Below are 18,825 nucleotides of genomic sequence, written 5' to 3'. Positions count from 1 at the left end.
CCGGTCTTGAAAACCGGCGTGCGGGAAACCGTACCGTGGGTTCGAATCCCACCTCTTCCGCCACAACCCTATGATAGTGTTTGGCAATTTTCGTTTACATTATGAGCCTGCGTCGGGGCTCAACTGCAACATTGTCAACAATTATCTGCAACAATGCTGCAACTGCATATGTGTTGCACGGCGTCCCGATTCGAGTTGCACCGCGACATTAGTGCCTTAGAGGAAGATTCTCCTCGACGAAGCAGCCGAAGTACGACGTCGATGGCGGCACGGCTTCCGCGAGTTTGCCGCATTCTTCCCGCAAGAGCATGGTCGGAGATACCATGATGGATATATTCACCTCCGAGAAGCGATCGGCGATCATGAGCCGCATCCGCAGCAAGGACACCCGACCCGAGCTGCGCGTCCGGAAGGCCGCCCATGCGATGGGCCTCCGGTTCAGGTTGCACAAGAAGACCCTACCGGGGACGCCTGACTTGGTATTCAAGAGCCGCCGCATTGCCCTCTATGTTCACGGATGCTTCTGGCATCGCCACGGAGGATGTCGCCTGGCGACACATCCGAAATCCAATGTGGAGTTCTGGGCCGCCAAGTTCGATCGTAACGTCTCGCGCGATGCTATGGTGAAGCATGACATGGACGCATTAGGATGGCGTGTAGTCGTCATCTGGGAATGCGAGACCAAGAATCCTGCGAAGTTGCCGTCGATCATCTGCGAACGCATTATGCAGGGCAGTGGTGAAACATCCGAAAGCATCCGCCAGGGGTAGCCTCACTCTTTTCCATGTCGATGCTTCACCCCTGCGACACGAGCCGCGCGTCTCGTGTCGCTCCCCTACGGCGACCGGGTCTCCCGCATAGACATGAAACCTTTTCGCTCGGTGACGTTCGCCGTGCGCGCTCTACTCACGCCCCGTAGGGGCTGCGGCCATCCCCTTGCGGGGCATGCCCTTCGAAAGAGCCTATGCGCGCACGGCGAACGTCAACCCCACTTACAGCCGCGCCCGGAGCCGGGAATCCCGTCCGTTAGATCTTTGTTGGTCCTCTACCGGCTGCGTCCTGGGCTCCAACTTCTGAATCTGCTATAAAATCGTTGTTTTACAACACTTTAAGGAGAATTCTCGATGGAGACGACGACAACGACAATCCGGGGACTCGCGTTCGACGTTCTGGTGACCGAGACGACGCACCGCGACGGGAAAGGCGTCCTCTTCTACCTCGCGACCGTCGTCATCCGGTCGCGCAAGACAGGCGTCGAGCGGATCGCGCGCCGGTCCCGCATCCCCGGAGCCGGGAAGACATTGGCTCGCGACGTCCAGCGCATGGGCGTACGAGCACTCGACGAGCTGGCAGCGTGACGGAAGACAGCACATGGACAACGAAGCAGAAACGACCTTCGAAGGACAGACATTCACGCTGACGATCGGCGCGCGGTGCCAGTCATGCATCATGCCCGAACTCCTGACGCGGGACTTCAAGGGCTGGGACTACATGCCGGACGACGTCGACGTCGCCGAGGCGATCATGCTTCACGTAGAAAAGCGGTGCGGAGCATGCCTCGATAGCTGCTGGGCCGAGGAAACGGACAGCCACTTCGACATTTTCGTTGCGGCAAACGACTGAAAAAGAAGCGGGGCCATCAGGCCCCGTTCTCATGCGCAGCGGCTGCGGTACTTTCAACCTTCATACGAACCGCTTTCAGTTCTGAGGCGAGATGAAGCGGGGCTTTCAAAAGCGCCGCGTAAAAATACTAGATCCAGCGACACGCCCGATTCAGCCGCGATTTTCTCGGCACGAGCAAAAGTCAAACCGCACACTTCGACGCGCCGCTTCTTCAACGCGGGCCGCTTCTTCCTACGATACCGCCGCGACCGTTCGGCGGCAGTCATCGCCTCGCCGTCCTTCGGCGGACGTCCGCGCTTGCGCTTCACCGGATTTTCCGACACGGCGTCCGTCACGGAAATCTTTTCCGTCAGGGGACCGGTTTCCGTTGCGGTCTCCGTCAGGGCATCGGCCAACAGTATCGCGGCTGCATTTCGTAGCGGCGATCCCGTCACGATATTTCGATTCATGTCCATGCTCATCTCTCGTTTCTCTGTGACGACGACCGCCACAGAAAAATGGCCAGAGCAGACGATTCCAGCGTCAAGCCGGTTTTCGTGACGCACGGAATTTCCCGGAATCAGCGTCGAATCGGGGGCGGTTACTACCCGCCGACGTCGCGAGAACGCCTCCTACGGCCTTCCCAGACGTCCTCATTTTTGGATTCAGGCCGTCAGGGCCGGCTTTCGTGCCCAACGTCCGCTTTTGCGAGTTCGTCGTAGAATGCGACGACAGCCTCGGCCAGAGCCTCGACGTCGTCCTTGTCGGCGGCGTCGCACGAGAGGAGCTCAACGTACGCGGCGTCGAGCTCGGCGAGGTGCTGCCGCTGGTCTGCCGACAGATGGCCGAGAATCGCCCCGGCATCGACGTCGGCTTCGTTTTCGGTTACGTATATCATCACGTCATCTCCTAGCGCCTGCCGGGTCCCGGCCTGGCGTTCTCTTCGTCCTCGACGTCAGGGTTCATCGCTGGAACCGGGGACGGTGGCTCCGGTTCGTGGATGCTCTCGACGCGCGCGGCGGTCATGGCGCGCTGCACGAGCTCCGCCGGCCCTGCGCCGATCCCAAGGATTCGGAGCTGGCTGTGGTCGTCGCTCGCGGCCTGCCTGCGCAACCAGTCATGACAAAGGGAAGGCAGACGCCGCTCAAGAGCGACGCGGGCGAACTCGCGACGTCGCGGCGACGGAGAGTCGAGCTCACGAACCAGACGCCGCCACGACTTGAGAGCCGGCCGCAAGCGCGGCATGGGCGTCTCCGACGTCGAGAGGACGGCATCCGGCTGCGGATCGAGTCCGCGCTCACGAGCCCACGCGTCGCGACCCAGCCCATACCCCTGCGGCGGGTCATACCGCGTCCGGCGTCGCGGACGAGGAGTGATGTCGAACGCTGGCTCGGCTGGCTGCGCAAGGGCCAGCACGGCGGAGAGCAGCGCGAGCAGTTGCAACATCGTTTTCACTGCCGGGTCAGCTCGGCGTTCGCGGCGTCGGGCGAGATCGCGCCGCAGTTCGTCGATGCATGTCCGGCGTCGTTTCCGCTTGTCTTCCGATTCCTCGCTCATGCCGACGCCTCCAATACTCCATCATCATGCGTGCCGGCTGGATTCGACGCAAACTCGCACGGACGTCGCGACGCCCGGACGAGGGCATTCGGCGCAGATCCGGGGGGGCCAGGATAGGGCGACGTCGCCCGGACGCGCTTAGAAGGCCACTTCTGGCGTCCGCATTTTTGGATTCCGGCGATTTCGGGAGGGTTTCGGCGTCCGGGCACCCCGGAGCCGGAAGCGGCTCAGCGCCGTCCCGGCGTCGGCTTTATGTGGAACCCCGGCCCCAGAGCCGGCCCCGGCTCTGGGGGGCGGAGACGTTGCACCTCGCGGCGCGCGGCGTCGCGCTGCGCAGCCGTCTCCGCGAGTGCGCCGTCGAGAGTCCGGGCACGATCCTCCGCCTGCCTGCTGGCGGCCTCGGCGGCTCTGGCCCGGTTGTCGGCGGCATCGGCGCGGCGGTCGGCGGACGACGCCTGGTCGCGCAGCCGATCCATTTCGACGGCCACCGTAGCGCGGATGCGGTCGGCGACCGCCGACTTTCGGAAACCGTCGAGAGCCGTCCGCAGGAGCGAGGGCAGCCGTTGCAGTCGGGCCGACGCCGCGCGAACACGCGCGGCCTCTTCCCGAACGCGGGACATCATGGACTTCGCCTTGCGTTGCTCGGCCACGGCTTTGTCGTGCGCGGTCTTGGCGGCATCCGTAGCGGCCTTGGCTTCCGCCAGACGTCGGGCCGCGTCGGCTTGCGCGGCGTCAGCCTCTGCACGCAGCGCGGCGGCATCCGACGCCGCCGTCGAGATCAAGGTTTCACTTTCGGTCCGCTTCTCCCGGACGAAGGATTCGACCTTGCCTTTGACCACTGCAGCGCGATCGAGGGACGCGCGTAAAGCCCGAGCCTGGCTCCTCTCGTGCTGCCATTCGGCGCGCGTGAGACGACGCTTTCCCGGCCCCAGCCGGGTCAGGCCACAAGGTTGCGACACCTTGGTGTGATAGTCATCAAGCCAGGACCGCATCGCCGTCTTGTATGCGGCATCTCCCCGCTTGTTCAAAGCTTTCTCGTCTTCGCCAGCCTGCGCCCCCGCATCCTTCACCGCCAACTTCGCGACGAATCCCGGATGCAAGAGCGACGCCCGCATTTCGGCGTCGGCGACGTCGGGGAGGACGTAGGCATGTAGATGCGGATAGCCTTCGTCCTCATGCCGGACAACGGAAGCGAGCCCGTCACCATACCGGTCCCGGAGCCAGGCGACAGACCGCGCCTGCCAGCGGTCGAAATCGCGGCGGACGTCGGCGCTCTCCCGGTACTGCGCCATCGGCACTGGGTAGCTCAATACGACGCCCGCGAGGGTGTTCTGGTCCGTGCGGACCGCACGGGTCTTCCCTGCTTTCGTTGTCGTCCTGGAAGACGCCGCGCGGGCGTCGTGAAGTGCACGGAGGGCCGGGACGCCGAGGCCGTAGACGACGGTCGGCTCTCCCGGCTCCGGGACATGCAGGGAGGCTTCCGGACGGCGCTCGACCTCATCGAAAACGAAGGACGTGCCGCGTCCTGCCTTTCCTTTGCGGGAGAACAATTCGATTCGCAAGAACTGGTACGACATGCAGCGGGCTCGGGAACGACGACAATCCGGTTACACGAATCGTCAGCACCGGCGGAACCGGAAACAAGGTGTATGGTCCGAATACAGCTATTCCGCGCTTCGCGCTCCATAGCATTCGGCCCTGTCTGGGGACTCTCCGAGGGCTTCCGCGCGGCACCCTGGCAGGGCCATGTCGTCCGGAAGGACGACTAGGCATCACGTACCTGTGATGCCTCCCGGTGCTCCCGGTGCTCCCGGTGCTCCCGGTGCTCCCAGCCGCCGTGCGTTTGTAGTCCATTTCCGCCTCAACCATCTGATTTCACTTACATATTTCCGACAGTTCCGGTTGCTCGGTCAAAGGCCGATTTCATTGTCGCAACGAGTTCGTCCTTCACCGTCTCCGGAACGATGAAGCTGTCGTGGACCGGCAGCACGACGACGCCCTTCTTCACGGACATTTCGGCCAGCACGAAGCGGCACATTTCGGCGTCGACGTTCTGCAGCCGCAGCCCAACGCCGCTATGAAAGTACCGGGCCACCTTAGGATGCCGGGCTTTAATGTCCCGGATAAGGTCTCTCGCCGAAATCCTGCATTCGTCCAGATGGGGAAGCAGCGCGCCATGAGCTTTTCCATAGCTAGGGGCATTCAGCAGGACGTTGAACGCAATCTTGCATATCTTCCGGTCCCAACCGGGAAGTGTATATGCATCTCCCTCCAGATGTTCTCCGGCGAGCGCATAGAGCAGTCGCGGGTGAAGCTGCTCGTAATCGACTTCGACCGTGTGCTGGCCGTCGAGAACGAAGTGCTTCCGGTCCTTCGACTTCACCGACTGCCACCAGCCGCCATAGAACCGACCACCCAACGTCCAGCCGCCGTTGAACACGCGGTAGAGCGAAACCATCTCCGGGTACACCGCATGCGCGCCGAAACAGATCTTGTCGCCGTCAAGCACGGCTTCCGGAGAATTCAGGGCAATCCTTGTGTCGCGGATGAGCTCGTTCACCCTCTCCAGGAGCTTTCGCTCCCGATGGGTCCGTTCGGTATCCCGGTAGCCGATCAAGGCACCAGTCGTATCCTTCAGCCGGATCAGCTCGCCCGATCTTCGGTGCGGGTTCGGCGTATCGGTGCCAGCAAGCCAAGACGCCGGACGAAAGCTGGACTGGACGCCCGTCGGCCGTCCCGCAGGCTGCAGATCATGATCGACAAGGATTCCCGCTGCAACGAGAGCATCCACAGCGGGAACAACGGTATCATAGGTAAAGTCCCTATCCCGGTATCGGTTGCTATCCGTCCACCAGCTCTTGCGTCGTGAATAGGAGGTACGTCGATGCGGCTCGCGCCGAGCCGACATGATAGCATCGGCAACGATGGTGGCCTGAACGCGGGCAGCCTTCGCCGACTTTGCGGGGGGAAGCGAAACATGCCGGTCGATGTCGTCGGGATCGACGCACCAGTCAAGACACAGCAACCTGTCCCGGTCCCTCGTCCAAATTTGTTGACATTTCAGGGCAGAGAAATTTTGTTGATCGGCTGGCTGATATGCCAGCCGGGAGCTCAAGAGACCGTTCGGTGGGTCTTTACAATTTCAGCGCCGTTGTTCAACATGATTGAACGTTCTCCAAAAAAGCCGCGTAGGGTCCCCACCCTTTGACCGCGGCTTTTTCAATGCTCGATGAGTACCACGCGGAGGTCAACCCCGCCGGTCGATGCCGGGCGCTAGGATTGAAATATGTTCTCGAAAATCTCGAAAAGTTCGCTAGGGCGTCCGTCCCTCAAGCTCGTCGATAATGCGGCGGCCGTAGCTTCATCGAGAACCAGCCGGCATGCTGCCAACGCGCGTTCCGGCTTCGGGCCTGAGGTTGGCGCGGCCGCCGGGTAATAGTCCTCGATGGCACCTTTTGATAGCACGTGAATGCCATTCGTTCTGAGGCAGTCCAGCAGTGGTAGGATAGCATTCCTGGATGCTTGGTCCTCGCGACAGCAGCGAATTCGGGCGATGTCATGTTCCCAGACAAAAAGATCGTCCATTTGCTGGAGAGTCTGTTCATCTACCGTACCGCTCACCTGCATTGCCCGCAGCGCTGCCTTCGCAGCATCGTAGCGAGCGCGCCAGCTCTGTTGCTGCACTCTGTCTTTGATCTGCCTAGGCGCGGGCTCTGCTCGCGTCCCCAGCTCAGCGACGCGTGCATCGATGGTCTGGAATGCCGTGGCACGTAGTCCGGTCGCTTCTTGCGGCGCGCCTAGGTGTTGAAAGCCGTCAAAGATCGCGTCGAGGTCGGCGACGATCTTCACATCTATGCCGAACGCTTCGAAGAACCTACGAAAACGAAGGAAATTGCCTTTGCCCGAGACGCGGACCATTGATATATTTCTACTGTCAAAGTCCCACTCAGCGCTGAGGGTTTTGGCGACATGTCGGCAGAACGCGTCATCCGACTCACCCTCGAACAGAACCACACGCCTACTGAAGAATGCGGCGTCCGCGTTTTCAAAGCGGGCCATCTTGAAGACATCCGACTTGTCCGCATCCAGGGCGAACTCGACCGGGTAGAGTTTTCCTACGGGTTTGGGCTCCGCCGGCTCTTTCGCCACGCGGACGAACGAAGCTGTTACGCCGGGTTCGAAGAACAGCGGCGAGTGGGTTGTAACGATTACCTGGTAAGTGGAAGAAATCCGGGCCAGCGTTCTGAAGAGCACGCGCTGGGACTTTGGGTGCAGATAGAGTTCCGGCTCTTCGAACAGGAAGATCAGTGGACGGGGCAGCGGTGTGTTCTCATCGCCGACATCGACGCCGATGTGGGACACGTAGGCCTGCAGAAGGGCGAAGGTCAAGGAACGTTTGATGCCGTCTCCCTTATTGTCAACGAGATCCTTCGAGCCGTCATCCACGTAAATCTGTGCCGAATTGAGGATGGCCTTCAACTCGGGAGGAGGTATGTTCAATTCTACCTTCACCGATGGGAAGTTTTCCCCCAGAAAGCCTTCGACTGTGCTCTCAAGATCCCTAACCTTCTGATGCCTTTCATCCGAAATCGCCGCACCAATGGTCACGCGGTTCAGCAAGGCATCCAACGCCTTAAGTGACTCGTTGATCGCGCCGAGGTCAGGAGTCAGATCCTCAAGGAGCAGTCCGAGAAGTCGTCCGAACGAGGTGGATTGGCTGGTCTTGAGATCGTCCGCCAGGTTCTTGACTGCCGGAATATATATGGGCTCCGGCAGCAGCTTCGAGATTGAGGTACTGATACCAGAAGGGAGTGGACTCCAACTCAGTTCGAAGTGTTCAGCGCCGAGCTGGGCAATCCTCTCCTGAAGATGCGCCTTGGCCTGGGTAATGTTAAGCGCCTCAGGGAGGCCGCCCTCGAACTCCGGGAACGCTTCCAAGACTGCCGCACGGACAGCGTTTCCCTGCTTGCCTTTGAGTAGTTCCGTAATCGCCTCTTGTGAGTACCTCCCATCCGTCGGGACCAGCTTCGCTACCGTAACTTCGCATTTGTCTCCGACCGGGTACAATACTCGGATCGAGAGCTTACCGTCATCCACCAGAGGTTCAATCTTAACTCGGTGCTCGTCGGTCAGTCGAAGCAAATCTCTGGGACCGACATCTGCAAACGCAAAGATGATTTCTATCGGTTCGTTCGGATCGTAGTGCAGCGACGGCGACAAACTAGACGGTCGGTTCAGGCCGTAGACTATAGCTTGCAGGGTCGTGGACTTTCCCGCGTTGTTTTCGCCAACCAGGCATGAAAACGACCTAGGAGACAGTTCTGCCTCTTTCAGTCCCTTTAAGTTCTTTACCGTTACGCGCTCAAGTCTCACCGGCTCCCCCCAGCTCCATCGCGCAGGCCTGCGCTTCCTTTATACTCGCTCCGATATCCAGTCGCGGAAGGCTCCAAGGTCATGCGACCAGAATACGTGCACGCGTGCGTCTGTCAGCCGGTCGACGTCCTTCGCGGCGATAACGCCCTGGAGGATAGCGACTGTCTCGACGAAACTTCCCCAATGGTCATGCCAAGCCGTTGCCTTCTTAAGGACGTCGTTGATCCGCTTGATGCTGTTCGTCTCGTCGTTCGTAACCTTGCACTCGATCGCGGCGACGACCGTGCCACGGAGTCCGCAGGCGATATCTACCTCCTGCGGCGTGGTGGTTTTCGTAGCGAACCTGGTCTTGTGCATGAAGGTCATCGGATCGACTGCCGCTCTCGTGTCGATTAGCCTCGACGGGCGTCGTTCCCAACCAAGCTCTTCGAGAAGAGCGACAACCGCACCTTCCTGCCCAGCAGCCAGACGTCCGCGCTGGATAGTCTGAACTCGCTGCGCCGCAATGAAAAACGACGCCCGATTCAGAGCGCCGCGCAGCTCTGCCCGCGTCGGTGCTCGTCCGGTTTGCAGCCAAGGAGCCGCTGCCTTGTGTAACCATTGCAGGACGACCGCAGCGGCTTCCTCCGCCGCCGCCTGAGTCAGCCGTCGGTCTGGATGCTCGGTACGCTTCGACCAACTCGGACACAGCAAATCGAACTGGTCCTGACTCACGGGAGGCGCGAGCAGATTTCGGAACGTCATCATATGTACACCGGACTGAAGAAGCGCACGTTCCGGAGCTCGCAGATAGTCTGACGCTCTCAATGCAGAAGCGACGACTTTACGAGCCTGCCGGAGTGCCTCGTTCCAATCATCGGCTCCCGTCTGTGGGTCTCGACTGGCCATGTAGATCCGCTTCGCGGCAGCGGCATTCTGTGCATTGAGCTGCTTAACTTCTGGAGATGGCATGGTTCAGCCGGCCGCCATGCGCATCTTACGTTTCGCAGGTGCCGCACGCCGGGAGGCTCCATTTCTCATCTCCTCCCGCTGGGTATAGGCGATGGCCGCCTGCAAACGGACATCGAGAGGGGAGAGCACCATGCTCGCCTTCCTAGACGTCGACGTCGTCTTTTCGGCGTGTACGATAAGGCTCGCTCCCACAACGGCAGCGAGCTGCGGCGGAACGGAATTGCCGATCACCCGGTACTGGTCAGCCAGTTTTTCCGGCCAGATGTAGTCCTTAGGGAACGTCTGAAGCGCCGCGCATTCTCGCGGCGCAAGTCGCCGGATGCCATGCTGAGGGTCCTTGAGCCAATCTTGCTGCGCGCCAGCCGTGACGGTTCGGGCGGGAAGAGAGGGGTCTGCCAGGAACGCTCCCTGCTTGTATCCCCAGTGTCCGCCAGGACGTGTCGATTCGGGTTTGCCCATGCTCTTGACCCCGGACCCCGGTTCGAGCTGTTCGAGCTCACTTCGGAGTTTCCCGCTAGGGAGAATGATCTCGCCATCGCTTACCGGAACTATATCGGTCAATGCCTCGCGCATCGATACCCATGGCCGCCGGTCGACGTCCCTGTCGCCCAGCGTCTTCGCGTGCGTTGGAAGAGGAAAAGTGGGTTCGTCACCGCTTCGATAACCTATGATGAAAAGACGGACACGACGCTGCGGAATACCGTAGTCGGCGGCATTCAGAAGGGAAACCGATGTGTGGTAGCCAACCTCAAGAAGTTTCGACCTGATAGTGTTCAACGCCGAGCCCGGCACACCGTCCTCGCCGCGCGCAGTCAGCAGCCCCCGCACGTTCTCGAAGAGCATGAAGCGAACATCGAGTTCGTCAGCCAGCCTGACGAAGTCAGACCAGAGACGCCCTCGGGGATCTTGGAATCCAAGCTGGTGGCCTGCGCTGCTCCAAGATTGACATGGCGGACCGCCAGCCAGCAGCGGAATTTCTCCACGTCTGGCTCCGATGGAACCTAGAATGTCTTTGCCCTTAAGGGCGCGGACGTCCGCCTTCTCGATAAGGGTACCGCCGAAGACCGGACGACCGTTTATCATGGTCCGGGCCGACTGGTTTGCCTGCATCGTCGCGACGGCGGCGTCGTCTATGTCGGAGGCGTATCGGCAGTTCCACCCGGCGGCTTCAAGACCGATATCCAGTCCTCCGGCTCCGGCGAAGAGTGAGATGAAATCACGCATGGCACACCTGAAAAGTAAACTGGTTGAATCTGTATGGCCGCAGACATGATTCTTCAAACGGTGATTTCGACTATCCAAAGCCGATACAACCGTAAGCCCGACTCGCAGCCAGCTTCAGGAGAATACGAATGTTCTCTTAATGTTCCGTTTCCTCCCCGAAGTCAAGCCGCCCGATCAGACCGCGAATCCCCTTGAGCGACTTCGATCGGATCCGACGTCGACGTCGCGAGGCTTGCGCTGCCGAAAAGGCGGGCCCTCTGCTCCTCTTTCGTCGGATTCAAGTACCGCATCAGAACTGCCACAGTCTTGTGGCCTGATTGCCTCATGAGGGTCTTGAGGTCTGCGCCGTTCGCCGCCATACGGCTCAAAGCTTCGTGCCGGAGGTCATGAATTCGAAGGTCAGGACATCCCGCCGCTACCCGTATTTTCTGCCACTCGTGTTCGCAGGACGACTTGCCGAACCGGAAAACTCGACCGTCGTCGGGCTCCCCTTCCGCCTGCCGTAGCAAGCATTCGTAAGCCCTGTCTGAGAGCGCGACGTATCGCCGGGAGTTGTTCTTGGAGTTTGGGATGACGATGAAGCCGTACTCCCGCCGAACCCATCCAGCGAGAATTTTTCGGGCTTCGCCGACGCGCATCCCAGTGTCGAGGAGCACCGGGAACAGCGCCTGCCATTGACGGTTCTGCCACGTCGCTCCTGTCAGTTCCGACCAGATGCGCTCTTCTTCGCCAGGCTGGAGGCGCCGATCTCGGCTCTCTTCATCACTGGGTTGGGGAATGCCGTACTGGAACCCGCGCATCGTCGCGATGGGGTTCTGCACGATAACGCGCTTCTCATGGATCAGCCACCGATAGATCGTGGCGACGGTGTTGAGGTTATTGCGCACCGTCGATGCCGCACGGCCTTCTGCAAGCCGGGCGTCGCGATAGGCCACGAAGTCGTCGATGTCGATCTCTCGGAGCGTCTTCGCTGCGAACGATTGGCGTGCCAACATATTCAGCATAGCGACCTCTTGGTCCGCACCTTTCTTCTTCGGCGTGACGCTCTTCCGGTAATCCTCTATCGCTTCCTTGAACGGACGGTCGAGGTAGCCCTTCGACGTTCCGGGCTTCGGCTCAAGCCGGGGGTCTTTCCACGTGCCGAGCCGCATGGCAGACTCGGTGCTGTCGATCCACACCTGGGCGGCGCGCTTCGACTTGAACGTCGATGAGATCGATCGAGACTTACACGGCCCATTGTATGTGTCCGGAAGCCGGGCTGTCGCTGTCCACTTTCCACCACGCTTTACAAGGCTCGCCACGCTGTTTTTCCTCGAAACCTGCAACAATGCTGCAACATGTGACAGAAAATTGGAAAAAGCACAAGTTAACCAGTAACTTTAAACCGGTCTTGAAAACCGGCGTGCGGGAAACCGTACCGTGGGTTCGAATCCCACCTCTTCCGCCAAATACATCTTGTCCGACCCGGACACATAGGTAACAATCCGTCCCTAAGACATAGGTAACAACCTCGTGCCGAACGGGTTGTCGACGGCATCAACACCTCCCTCCAAAAACGAAAAGTGTTCATGTCTCCGGTACAATTCGTCTCCTATCTCTCAGGTCTGGCATTTCTCTATATCTTCAATCCCATAAAAAACCCCAGCATGTCACAATCCGCGCCCACGCCTTGTCATGTCCTTCGCAACACCAAATTCGAAGGAGATGACAATGATCCGGCTGAGCATCGCAATCTTGTATCATAGCGGCTACGGACATACCGGCCGACAGGCTGAAGCCGTCAAGGCAGGGGTCGAAGAGGTTGATGGCGTGGAGGCGATGCTGTTGACCGTGGACAAGGTGGATCGCCATTGGGGTGATCTCAATGCGGCGGAAGCGATTATTTTCGGGTCGCCGACTTATATGGGCGCGGTCTCTGCGCCATTCAAAGGGTTCCAGGAGGCGACGTCAAACACTGTTCTCGCGAAGGGCTATTTGTGGAAGGACAAGATCGCCGCCGGCTTCACTACCTCTGGGTCACGATCCGGTGACAAGCTTTCGACGCTGATGCAGATGGTGATCTTCGCAGCCCAGCATGGAATGCATTGGGTCGGTCTCGACCTGCCGCCGGCCAATTGCTCTTCGATAGGCTCGGAAGAAGACATGAACCGCCTCGGCTTCTGGCTTGGCGCCGCGGCGCAGGCGAATACGGACGAAGGTCCGGAGACTGCGCCGCCGGCATCCGATCTTGCCACAGCCCATCATCTTGGGCGACGAGTGGCGCTGACGGCGCTGCAGTTCGCGCGCGGCCGCGACGTCAATCCATTCGCACGCGAGTTTGCAGCCCATGAGTAAGGTGACGTCGGACCCGATTTTCTCCGAGCTGCGTCCGCGGCTTGTCAGGCTTGCCTATAGGATGCTCGGATCGGTCGCGGATGCCGAGGATATCGTGCAGGACAGCTGGCTGCGCTGGCTGGCAGCCGATCGTGCCGAAGTCCGCGAACCGGCGGCATTCCTGAGGACCATCGTCATCCGGCTTTGCCTGAACGAGCTGAAATCGGTACGCCGTCGCCGGGAATCCTATGTGGGTTCCTGGTTGCCGGAGCCGATCTTCGATCCGGAGGACGGCGATGCCGCTGACGATATCACCATGCCGCTGATGCTGGCGCTCGAGCGTCTTTCGCCTTTGGAGCGGGCCGCTTTTCTCCTGCATGACGTGTTTGGCATGGATTTCGACGGTGTCTCCTTGGCGATCGGCCGCGAAGCGGCCGCCTGTCGCAAGCTTGCCAGCCGGGCGAGGGCACATGTCACCGCGGCCCGGCCACGCTTCGCCATCGGCAAGGAACAGGGGCTCAAGCTTGCCGCAGCCTTCTTCACGGCGTCGAGAACGGGAGACATGGCCTCTCTTCAGGCCCTGCTTTCCGAAGACGTCGTCGTCTATGCCGACGGCGGCGGCAGGGTGCCGACATCGCAGCGACCACATATCGGGCTTTCCGCCACCATGCGGCTTCATGAGCAGCTGGCGGGAATTTTCCGCGAGCAGCCCTCGCAACTGATCCACTATGCCATCATCAATGGCTTGCCCGGCTTCGTCACCATAGAGGGCGGCAATGTCGTGCAGACTACTGCGCTGCAGATAGAGCGGGAAAAAGTCGTCGCCATCTATTGTATCCGCAACCCGGATAAGCTGCAGCACATTATCGGGACGGTAGAGTCGGGGATATCTATCACGACGAACTGCTGATGCACCGTGATACAAACACTTGAAAGAACTGCGCCAAATCGGTCCATCAAAATCCCACTAAGATGACAAACCGGATGCATCTGTTGCAATCCGGAACGACCGGTGTCGATCAGAAAGCAGACCATTATCGGAGCGAGACGGTCGTGACCGACACGACTTGCAACCAGCAGAGCTTTACTGAGCATTAACCATGATCTTCGGAAATTCTTCGGTGCGCTCAATTTGCATCGCAAAATGGACAAACTGCAATCATGATTAAAGCACCGTTAGGTGATTGGAGCGTAGCAGCATACCGGAATGAGGGACGTACCGGTATCAGACCTCCGTCAAAGTAATGAGTAGCGGCTTGGGACAGATGAAATTCGAAAATCGCGCAGTGACATACGCAACGGGTATGCGTTGGTTTGCTCTCTCGGTGATGTGCGTGACCATCACCGCCTGCGGAACGTCTCAGAAGGTCGCCTCGACACGCCATCACGGCAAGGAATATTTCTCCGAAAAGGAATATGGCGTGAAGGCAAGCCCTCGCGTCGTCAACAACGGTCCGGTGCCGAAGGGCGGCGGCCGCTTCATGGTGGGCAACCCCTACCAGGTGAAGGGCAAGTGGTACTATCCCAAGGAAGATTTCGGCTATAACAAGGTCGGCATCGCGTCCTGGTACGGCTCGGCGTTTCATGGTCGCCTGACCGCCAATGGTGAAGTCTACGATCAGCAGTCGCTGACCGCAGCACATCCGACCTTCCCGCTACCGAGCTATGCGCGTGTCACCAATGTCGAAACCGGCTCTTCCATCATCGTGCGCGTCAACGATCGCGGACCATACCATCCCGGCCGCATCATCGACCTTTCCAACAAGACCGCGCAGATGCTCGATCTCCAGCACAGCGGCACCGGCGACGTGCGCGTGCAATATGTCGGCCGCGCCCGCATGGACGGTCACGACGAGCCCTATCTGATGGCCTCCTACATCCCGAAGGGTTCGCGCCTGCCCGGCATCAATCCGGGCGGCCAGATCGCGACAGGTGTGATGGTCGCGTCGGCGGGCCGTATGACGGCGGATCAGTTGCCTGATTCCGAAACCCCGCTTCGTGCAAGCCGCCAGCAGCGCCGTTATGATGCGGCGCCGGCGATCGCGCCCATTCCGCGCCAGTCGCCTTATGCGACGACAGCTTTCACCGACTCGACGCCGGATGCGGGCTATGGCGGCAACAGGCGGAATAATCCGCCACCCATGGAGTGGAACGGCGGCCCTATGCCTGCGGCGCAGTCGATGGATCCTGCTACTGTCGTACTGCCACGGATCGGTCCGATCCCCTATGAGCGGCCGGATATGTCGCGGCGCTTGGCAGGCCGGGACCAATCCCTGGGTTCGGCCGTTGCGGCTTATCAGGAAGCGCCGGTCAAGACCGTTTATGTCAATCTCGCCTTCGATGCCGTCATGGTTCGCAATGACGGGCTCACGCGGGAATCGATCCTCTCGTCCTATCGTCGTCAGCATCAGGCTACGACGCAGGTCGATTGATCGGCGTCATTGCCTGAATCTTAACCCGGCACCAGAATCATAAACGCAGAGCATGATGTCGCCCGAAAACCGCTCGCACTTTTCGGCATCATACTCGAAAATAATCGTGCCGATGGTCGGATGAAGGGGACGATATGCCAAAGCGCTTGATTGTTTTGTTCCTTTTTCTCCTGGGAATCGGCAATGTCGCGGCGTTTGCGCAGCCGGCCACGCCAGGCGCCTTCGATACGAAAGCCGCACAGGCATTCATGATCGAGGCATCGACCGGCACTATCCTGCTTGCCAAGAACGAGGATCAGCTGATTTCGCCGGCGTCGCTTGCGAAGCTGATGACGCTTGATGTCGTTTTCGACGCGATCGGGCGAGGGGAGATCGGCCCGGATACCGAATATCCCGTCTCCGAGAACGCCTGGCGGACGGGAGGCGCCCCCTCGCGCGCCTCGACGATGTTTGCGGCGCTGAAATCGCGCATACGCGTCGGCGACCTGATCCAAGGTGTCGCCGTCCAGCAGGCGAATGATGCCTGCATCGTTCTGGCGGAAGGCATGTCCGTCAGCGAAAGCGAGTTCGCCCGGCGCATGACGGCGCGCGCAAGGGAGATCGGCATGACCCGGTCGATCTTCACCAATTCCACCGGTCTGCCCGACACGAGCGATCCCAACGCCGGCAGCAAGGTCTCCGTGCGGGAGATGGTGATGCTGGCACAGGACCTGCAGGAAAAGCACCCGGATCTTTACAAATATTTCGGGCAGGCCGACTTCACCTGGAACAAGATCTATCAGCGCAACAAGAACCCGATGCTTCTGCTCAATATCGGCGTGGATGGTCTGGGGCTCGGCTTTGCCGAAAGCGAGGGCTTTTCGATCGTCGCCTCCATTCAGCGCGACGGCCGCCGGCTGTTCCTGGCGCTGGGAGGCCTGAAGAGCGACAAGGAACGCATCGAGGAGACGCGCCGCGTCCTTGAATGGGGCCTCAGCAACTTCAAGAGCCAGCGTATATTTGCCGAAGGCGATGTGATCGGCGATGCCAGCGTCTATGGCGGCGCTGTATCGACAGTCGGCCTGCAGGCAAAGATACCTGTCGATGTCTATGTCCCCGTGGAAACGCCGGATCGGCTGTCAGCACGCATCGTCTATCGCTGGCCTCTGACCGCGCCGGTGGCGGCGGGCTACGAAGCGGGAACCCTTCGCGTGTTCCTTGGTGCGCGGCTGGTGCGTGAACTGCCGCTCTACACGAGGGAATCGGTCGCGCAGGGCACATTGGGCCGCCGCGCATTCGATGCCCTGATCGAGTTGACCGAGTCGCTCTTGTTCTCCTGGCTGTGGGACAAGCCTTTGCCGAGCTGAGTGGGCCGTACGGTTCGCGAAATCTCTGTTCACACCCATATAGAGTGTTGGAGACCGAGACATCTATGGTTCCACCGGGACTTGTCTTGGGTTAAACAGGAGGCGTATCGCGTACCGAACTGACGATACGCGAAAAGTGCAGGACATAATCATTGGCTGACGTAAACGGATTATTCGTAAGCTTCGAAGGCGGGGAAGGGGCCGGCAAATCCACCCAGATCCGTCACCTAGCTGAACGGTTGCGCGAGCGTGGCCATGAAGTTCTCGTCACACGCGAGCCTGGCGGATCGCCGGGCGCAGAAGCGGTGCGGCACGTCCTGCTTTCGGGGGCTGCGGAGATGTTCGGCACGCGCATGGAGGCCATTCTCTTTGCTGCTGCCCGCAACGATCACGTTGAAGATGTCATTCGCCCGGCGCTCGCGCGCGGCGCCATCGTGCTTTGCGACCGGTTCATGGATTCCTCGCGCGTCTACCAGGGTGTGACCGGCAATCTCGAGCCGGATTATATCGAGGCTCTGCAAAGGGTTGCGGTCAATGGGGTCATTCCGCACTGTACGCTCATTCTCGACATTCCCGCCGAAGTCGGCCTTGAGCGGGCGCGCAAGCGCGCCTCAGCCATCGCCGCGCCCGATCGCTTCGAGAAAGAAGAGATGCAGACCCATGAGAAGCGCCGCGAGGCGTTCCTCGATATCGCCGCCCGCGAGCCGGAGCGTTGCCACGTCATCGACGCGCAACGGCCGGAGGACAAGATCGCGGAAGAAATAGCCGGTATCGTGGACAAACGGCTTGCAGCCAAGGGTATCGCCGCAGCAAGATCGGAAGCGGCGCAATGAGTGACGAACGGCCGGGCGTTCTCGACGGCGCTATTCCTCCGCAGGACAACGTGAAGCTTTTCGGCCATGAGGAGGCGGAAGCCTTCCTTGCGCAATTCTATCGCTCCGGCAAGGGTCACCATGCCATGCTGATTGAGGGGCCTGAAGGCATTGGCAAGGCGACACTCGCCTTTCGTTTTGCCAATCACGTTCTTTCCCATCCCGATCCAGCATCGGCACCGGAGACGATCGGCGATCCGGACCCGGCATCCACGGTCAGCCGGCAGATTTCCGGCGGCGCGTCGCATAATCTGCTGCATTTGAGCCGACCGGTGGACGACAAGACCGGCAAGGTGAAATCCGCAATCACCGTGGACGAGGTGCGCCGCGCCGGAAAGTTCTTTTCGCAGACCTCGGGCACGGGCAACTGGCGGATCGTCATCATCGATCCGGCCGACGATCTCAATCGCAGCGCGGCCAACGCTATCTTGAAAATCCTTGAGGAGCCTCCGAAACGCGCCTTGTTCCTCGTGCTGTCGCATGCGCCGGGACGGCTTCTGCCGACGATACGCTCGCGCTGCCTGCCCTTGAAGCTCGCGCCGCTCGGAGACGATGCCTTGCGTATGGCGCTCGAAAATCTCGGCGTACCGAGCGGGCAGGGGAGCGACCTGCTTCCGGCCGCAAAGGGCAGCGTCAGCGAGGCGCTCAAGCTCCTGAACTACGGCGGCGGAGACATCATCGACGCCTATCGTCAGGTGCTTTCGGCCGAAGGGCCGGCCGCCCGCAAGGCGATGCATCGTCTGGCCGATGCGCTTTCCGGCAAAGACAGCGATACGATCTTCGGCTTCTTCCTGTCGCATATCGGCGATGACATCATCGAACGAGCGAGAGCGGCTGCGCTCGACGGCTCGATTTCGACGGCTGAAAGGCTGGCACGGCTGCATTCGGAGACCACCGAGCGGCTGAATGTATCGCAAGCCTACAATCTCGATCGCAAACAGACGCTCATCACCATCCTGGGTGAATTGAAGCAGCAGCTCTCCATGTAGCCAGCTTAGCAGATCGGGACGAAAAGCTGCCGTCTCCTTTTAGCGTTTCGATCGCGTAATGAGCACACGATGCGTGTCGCCTCGCATCAGTTGATGATTTCGCCTCGTTCGTCTGAGCGCAGAGCGGTCAGGCGTTCTCTCCATATTTGTAATGCTTCAGGCGTCA

18 protein-coding genes are annotated in these 18,825 nt (G+C 60.2%); 9 read left to right on the top strand and 9 right to left on the bottom strand.

Annotation, left to right across the window (positions count from 1 at the left end; translation table 11 throughout):
• Positions 1-323 precede the first annotated feature (323 nt).
• The 3 genes from Q4Q11_RS24440 to Q4Q11_RS24430 all read left to right on the top strand — a co-directional run bounded on the left by Q4Q11_RS24440 (position 324) and on the right by Q4Q11_RS24430 (position 1,623).
• On the top strand, positions 324-770 hold the full coding sequence (locus Q4Q11_RS24440) for a very short patch repair endonuclease (protein WP_498571106.1): 447 nt from the start codon (positions 324-326) through the stop codon (positions 768-770).
• Positions 771-1,124: 354 nt separating this feature from the next.
• Positions 1,125-1,358: a hypothetical protein gene (locus Q4Q11_RS24435; RefSeq protein WP_498571105.1), complete on the top strand. Its 234-nt coding sequence runs from the start codon at positions 1,125-1,127 to the stop codon at positions 1,356-1,358.
• A 13-nt stretch (positions 1,359-1,371) separates the two neighbouring features.
• Positions 1,372-1,623, top strand: coding sequence for a hypothetical protein (locus Q4Q11_RS24430; protein WP_498571104.1), 252 nt, complete (start codon positions 1,372-1,374; stop codon positions 1,621-1,623).
• 53 nt (positions 1,624-1,676) lie between these two features.
• On the opposite strand, the gene Q4Q11_RS24425 is transcribed toward Q4Q11_RS24430, so the two are convergent.
• From Q4Q11_RS24425 to Q4Q11_RS24385, 9 genes are all read right to left on the bottom strand, one after another.
• Positions 1,677-2,168 (bottom strand): hypothetical protein, encoded by a 492-nt coding sequence (locus Q4Q11_RS24425; protein WP_498571103.1) that lies wholly within the window; start codon positions 2,166-2,168, stop codon positions 1,677-1,679.
• A 107-nt stretch (positions 2,169-2,275) separates the two neighbouring features.
• Positions 2,276-2,500: a hypothetical protein gene (locus Q4Q11_RS24420; protein ID WP_498571102.1), complete on the bottom strand. Its 225-nt coding sequence runs from the start codon at positions 2,498-2,500 to the stop codon at positions 2,276-2,278.
• A gap of 11 nt (positions 2,501-2,511) precedes the next feature.
• Positions 2,512-3,159 (bottom strand): hypothetical protein, encoded by a 648-nt coding sequence (locus Q4Q11_RS24415; RefSeq protein WP_498571101.1) that lies wholly within the window; start codon positions 3,157-3,159, stop codon positions 2,512-2,514.
• Positions 3,160-3,386: 227 nt separating this feature from the next.
• Positions 3,387-4,736 (bottom strand): plasmid recombination protein, encoded by a 1,350-nt coding sequence (locus tag Q4Q11_RS24410; RefSeq protein ID WP_498571100.1) that lies wholly within the window; start codon positions 4,734-4,736, stop codon positions 3,387-3,389.
• Between the two features lie 302 nt (positions 4,737-5,038).
• On the bottom strand, positions 5,039-6,184 hold the full coding sequence (locus Q4Q11_RS24405; protein ID WP_498571099.1) for a hypothetical protein: 1,146 nt from the start codon (positions 6,182-6,184) through the stop codon (positions 5,039-5,041).
• A 248-nt stretch (positions 6,185-6,432) separates the two neighbouring features.
• A complete protein-coding gene (locus Q4Q11_RS24400) occupies positions 6,433-8,532 on the bottom strand; it encodes an ATP-dependent nuclease (RefSeq protein ID WP_498571098.1) in 2,100 nt (699 codons plus the stop codon).
• A 39-nt stretch (positions 8,533-8,571) separates the two neighbouring features.
• Positions 8,572-9,420 (bottom strand): XamI family restriction endonuclease, encoded by an 849-nt coding sequence (locus Q4Q11_RS24395; protein ID WP_498571107.1) that lies wholly within the window; start codon positions 9,418-9,420, stop codon positions 8,572-8,574.
• 66 nt (positions 9,421-9,486) lie between these two features.
• Positions 9,487-10,707, bottom strand: coding sequence for a DNA cytosine methyltransferase (locus tag Q4Q11_RS24390; protein ID WP_498571097.1), 1,221 nt, complete (start codon positions 10,705-10,707; stop codon positions 9,487-9,489).
• A 161-nt stretch (positions 10,708-10,868) separates the two neighbouring features.
• Complete coding sequence (locus Q4Q11_RS24385) at positions 10,869-11,858, bottom strand: tyrosine-type recombinase/integrase (protein WP_498571096.1); 990 nt, start codon at positions 11,856-11,858, stop codon at positions 10,869-10,871.
• A gap of 559 nt (positions 11,859-12,417) precedes the next feature.
• Between Q4Q11_RS24385 and Q4Q11_RS24380 the strand changes: the two genes are divergently transcribed.
• From Q4Q11_RS24380 to Q4Q11_RS24355, 6 genes are all read left to right on the top strand, one after another.
• Positions 12,418-13,041, top strand: coding sequence for a flavodoxin family protein (locus Q4Q11_RS24380; RefSeq protein WP_498571095.1), 624 nt, complete (start codon positions 12,418-12,420; stop codon positions 13,039-13,041).
• A complete protein-coding gene (locus Q4Q11_RS24375) occupies positions 13,034-13,930 on the top strand; it encodes a sigma-70 family RNA polymerase sigma factor (protein ID WP_112507063.1) in 897 nt (298 codons plus the stop codon). The genes Q4Q11_RS24380 and Q4Q11_RS24375 overlap by 8 nt, the downstream gene beginning before the upstream one ends.
• Positions 13,931-14,285: 355 nt before the next feature.
• On the top strand, positions 14,286-15,452 hold the full coding sequence (locus Q4Q11_RS24370) for a septal ring lytic transglycosylase RlpA family protein (RefSeq protein ID WP_498571094.1): 1,167 nt from the start codon (positions 14,286-14,288) through the stop codon (positions 15,450-15,452).
• 134 nt (positions 15,453-15,586) lie between these two features.
• Positions 15,587-16,798 (top strand): D-alanyl-D-alanine carboxypeptidase family protein, encoded by a 1,212-nt coding sequence (locus tag Q4Q11_RS24365; protein ID WP_498571093.1) that lies wholly within the window; start codon positions 15,587-15,589, stop codon positions 16,796-16,798.
• A gap of 152 nt (positions 16,799-16,950) precedes the next feature.
• Positions 16,951-17,631: a dTMP kinase gene (tmk, locus tag Q4Q11_RS24360; RefSeq protein WP_498571092.1), complete on the top strand. Its 681-nt coding sequence runs from the start codon at positions 16,951-16,953 to the stop codon at positions 17,629-17,631.
• Positions 17,628-18,659 carry a DNA polymerase III subunit delta' gene (locus tag Q4Q11_RS24355; protein WP_498571091.1) on the top strand — a complete coding sequence of 344 codons (1,032 nt, stop codon included), beginning with the start codon at positions 17,628-17,630 and terminating at the stop codon, positions 18,657-18,659. The genes tmk and Q4Q11_RS24355 overlap by 4 nt, the downstream gene beginning before the upstream one ends.
• Positions 18,660-18,825 lie beyond the last annotated feature (166 nt).

This window comes from Rhizobium sp. UFLA01-1127 (assembly GCF_059803845.1).
The sequence above is the reverse complement of the archived record's forward strand: the minus strand, read 5'-3'. Positions and strand labels throughout refer to the sequence as shown.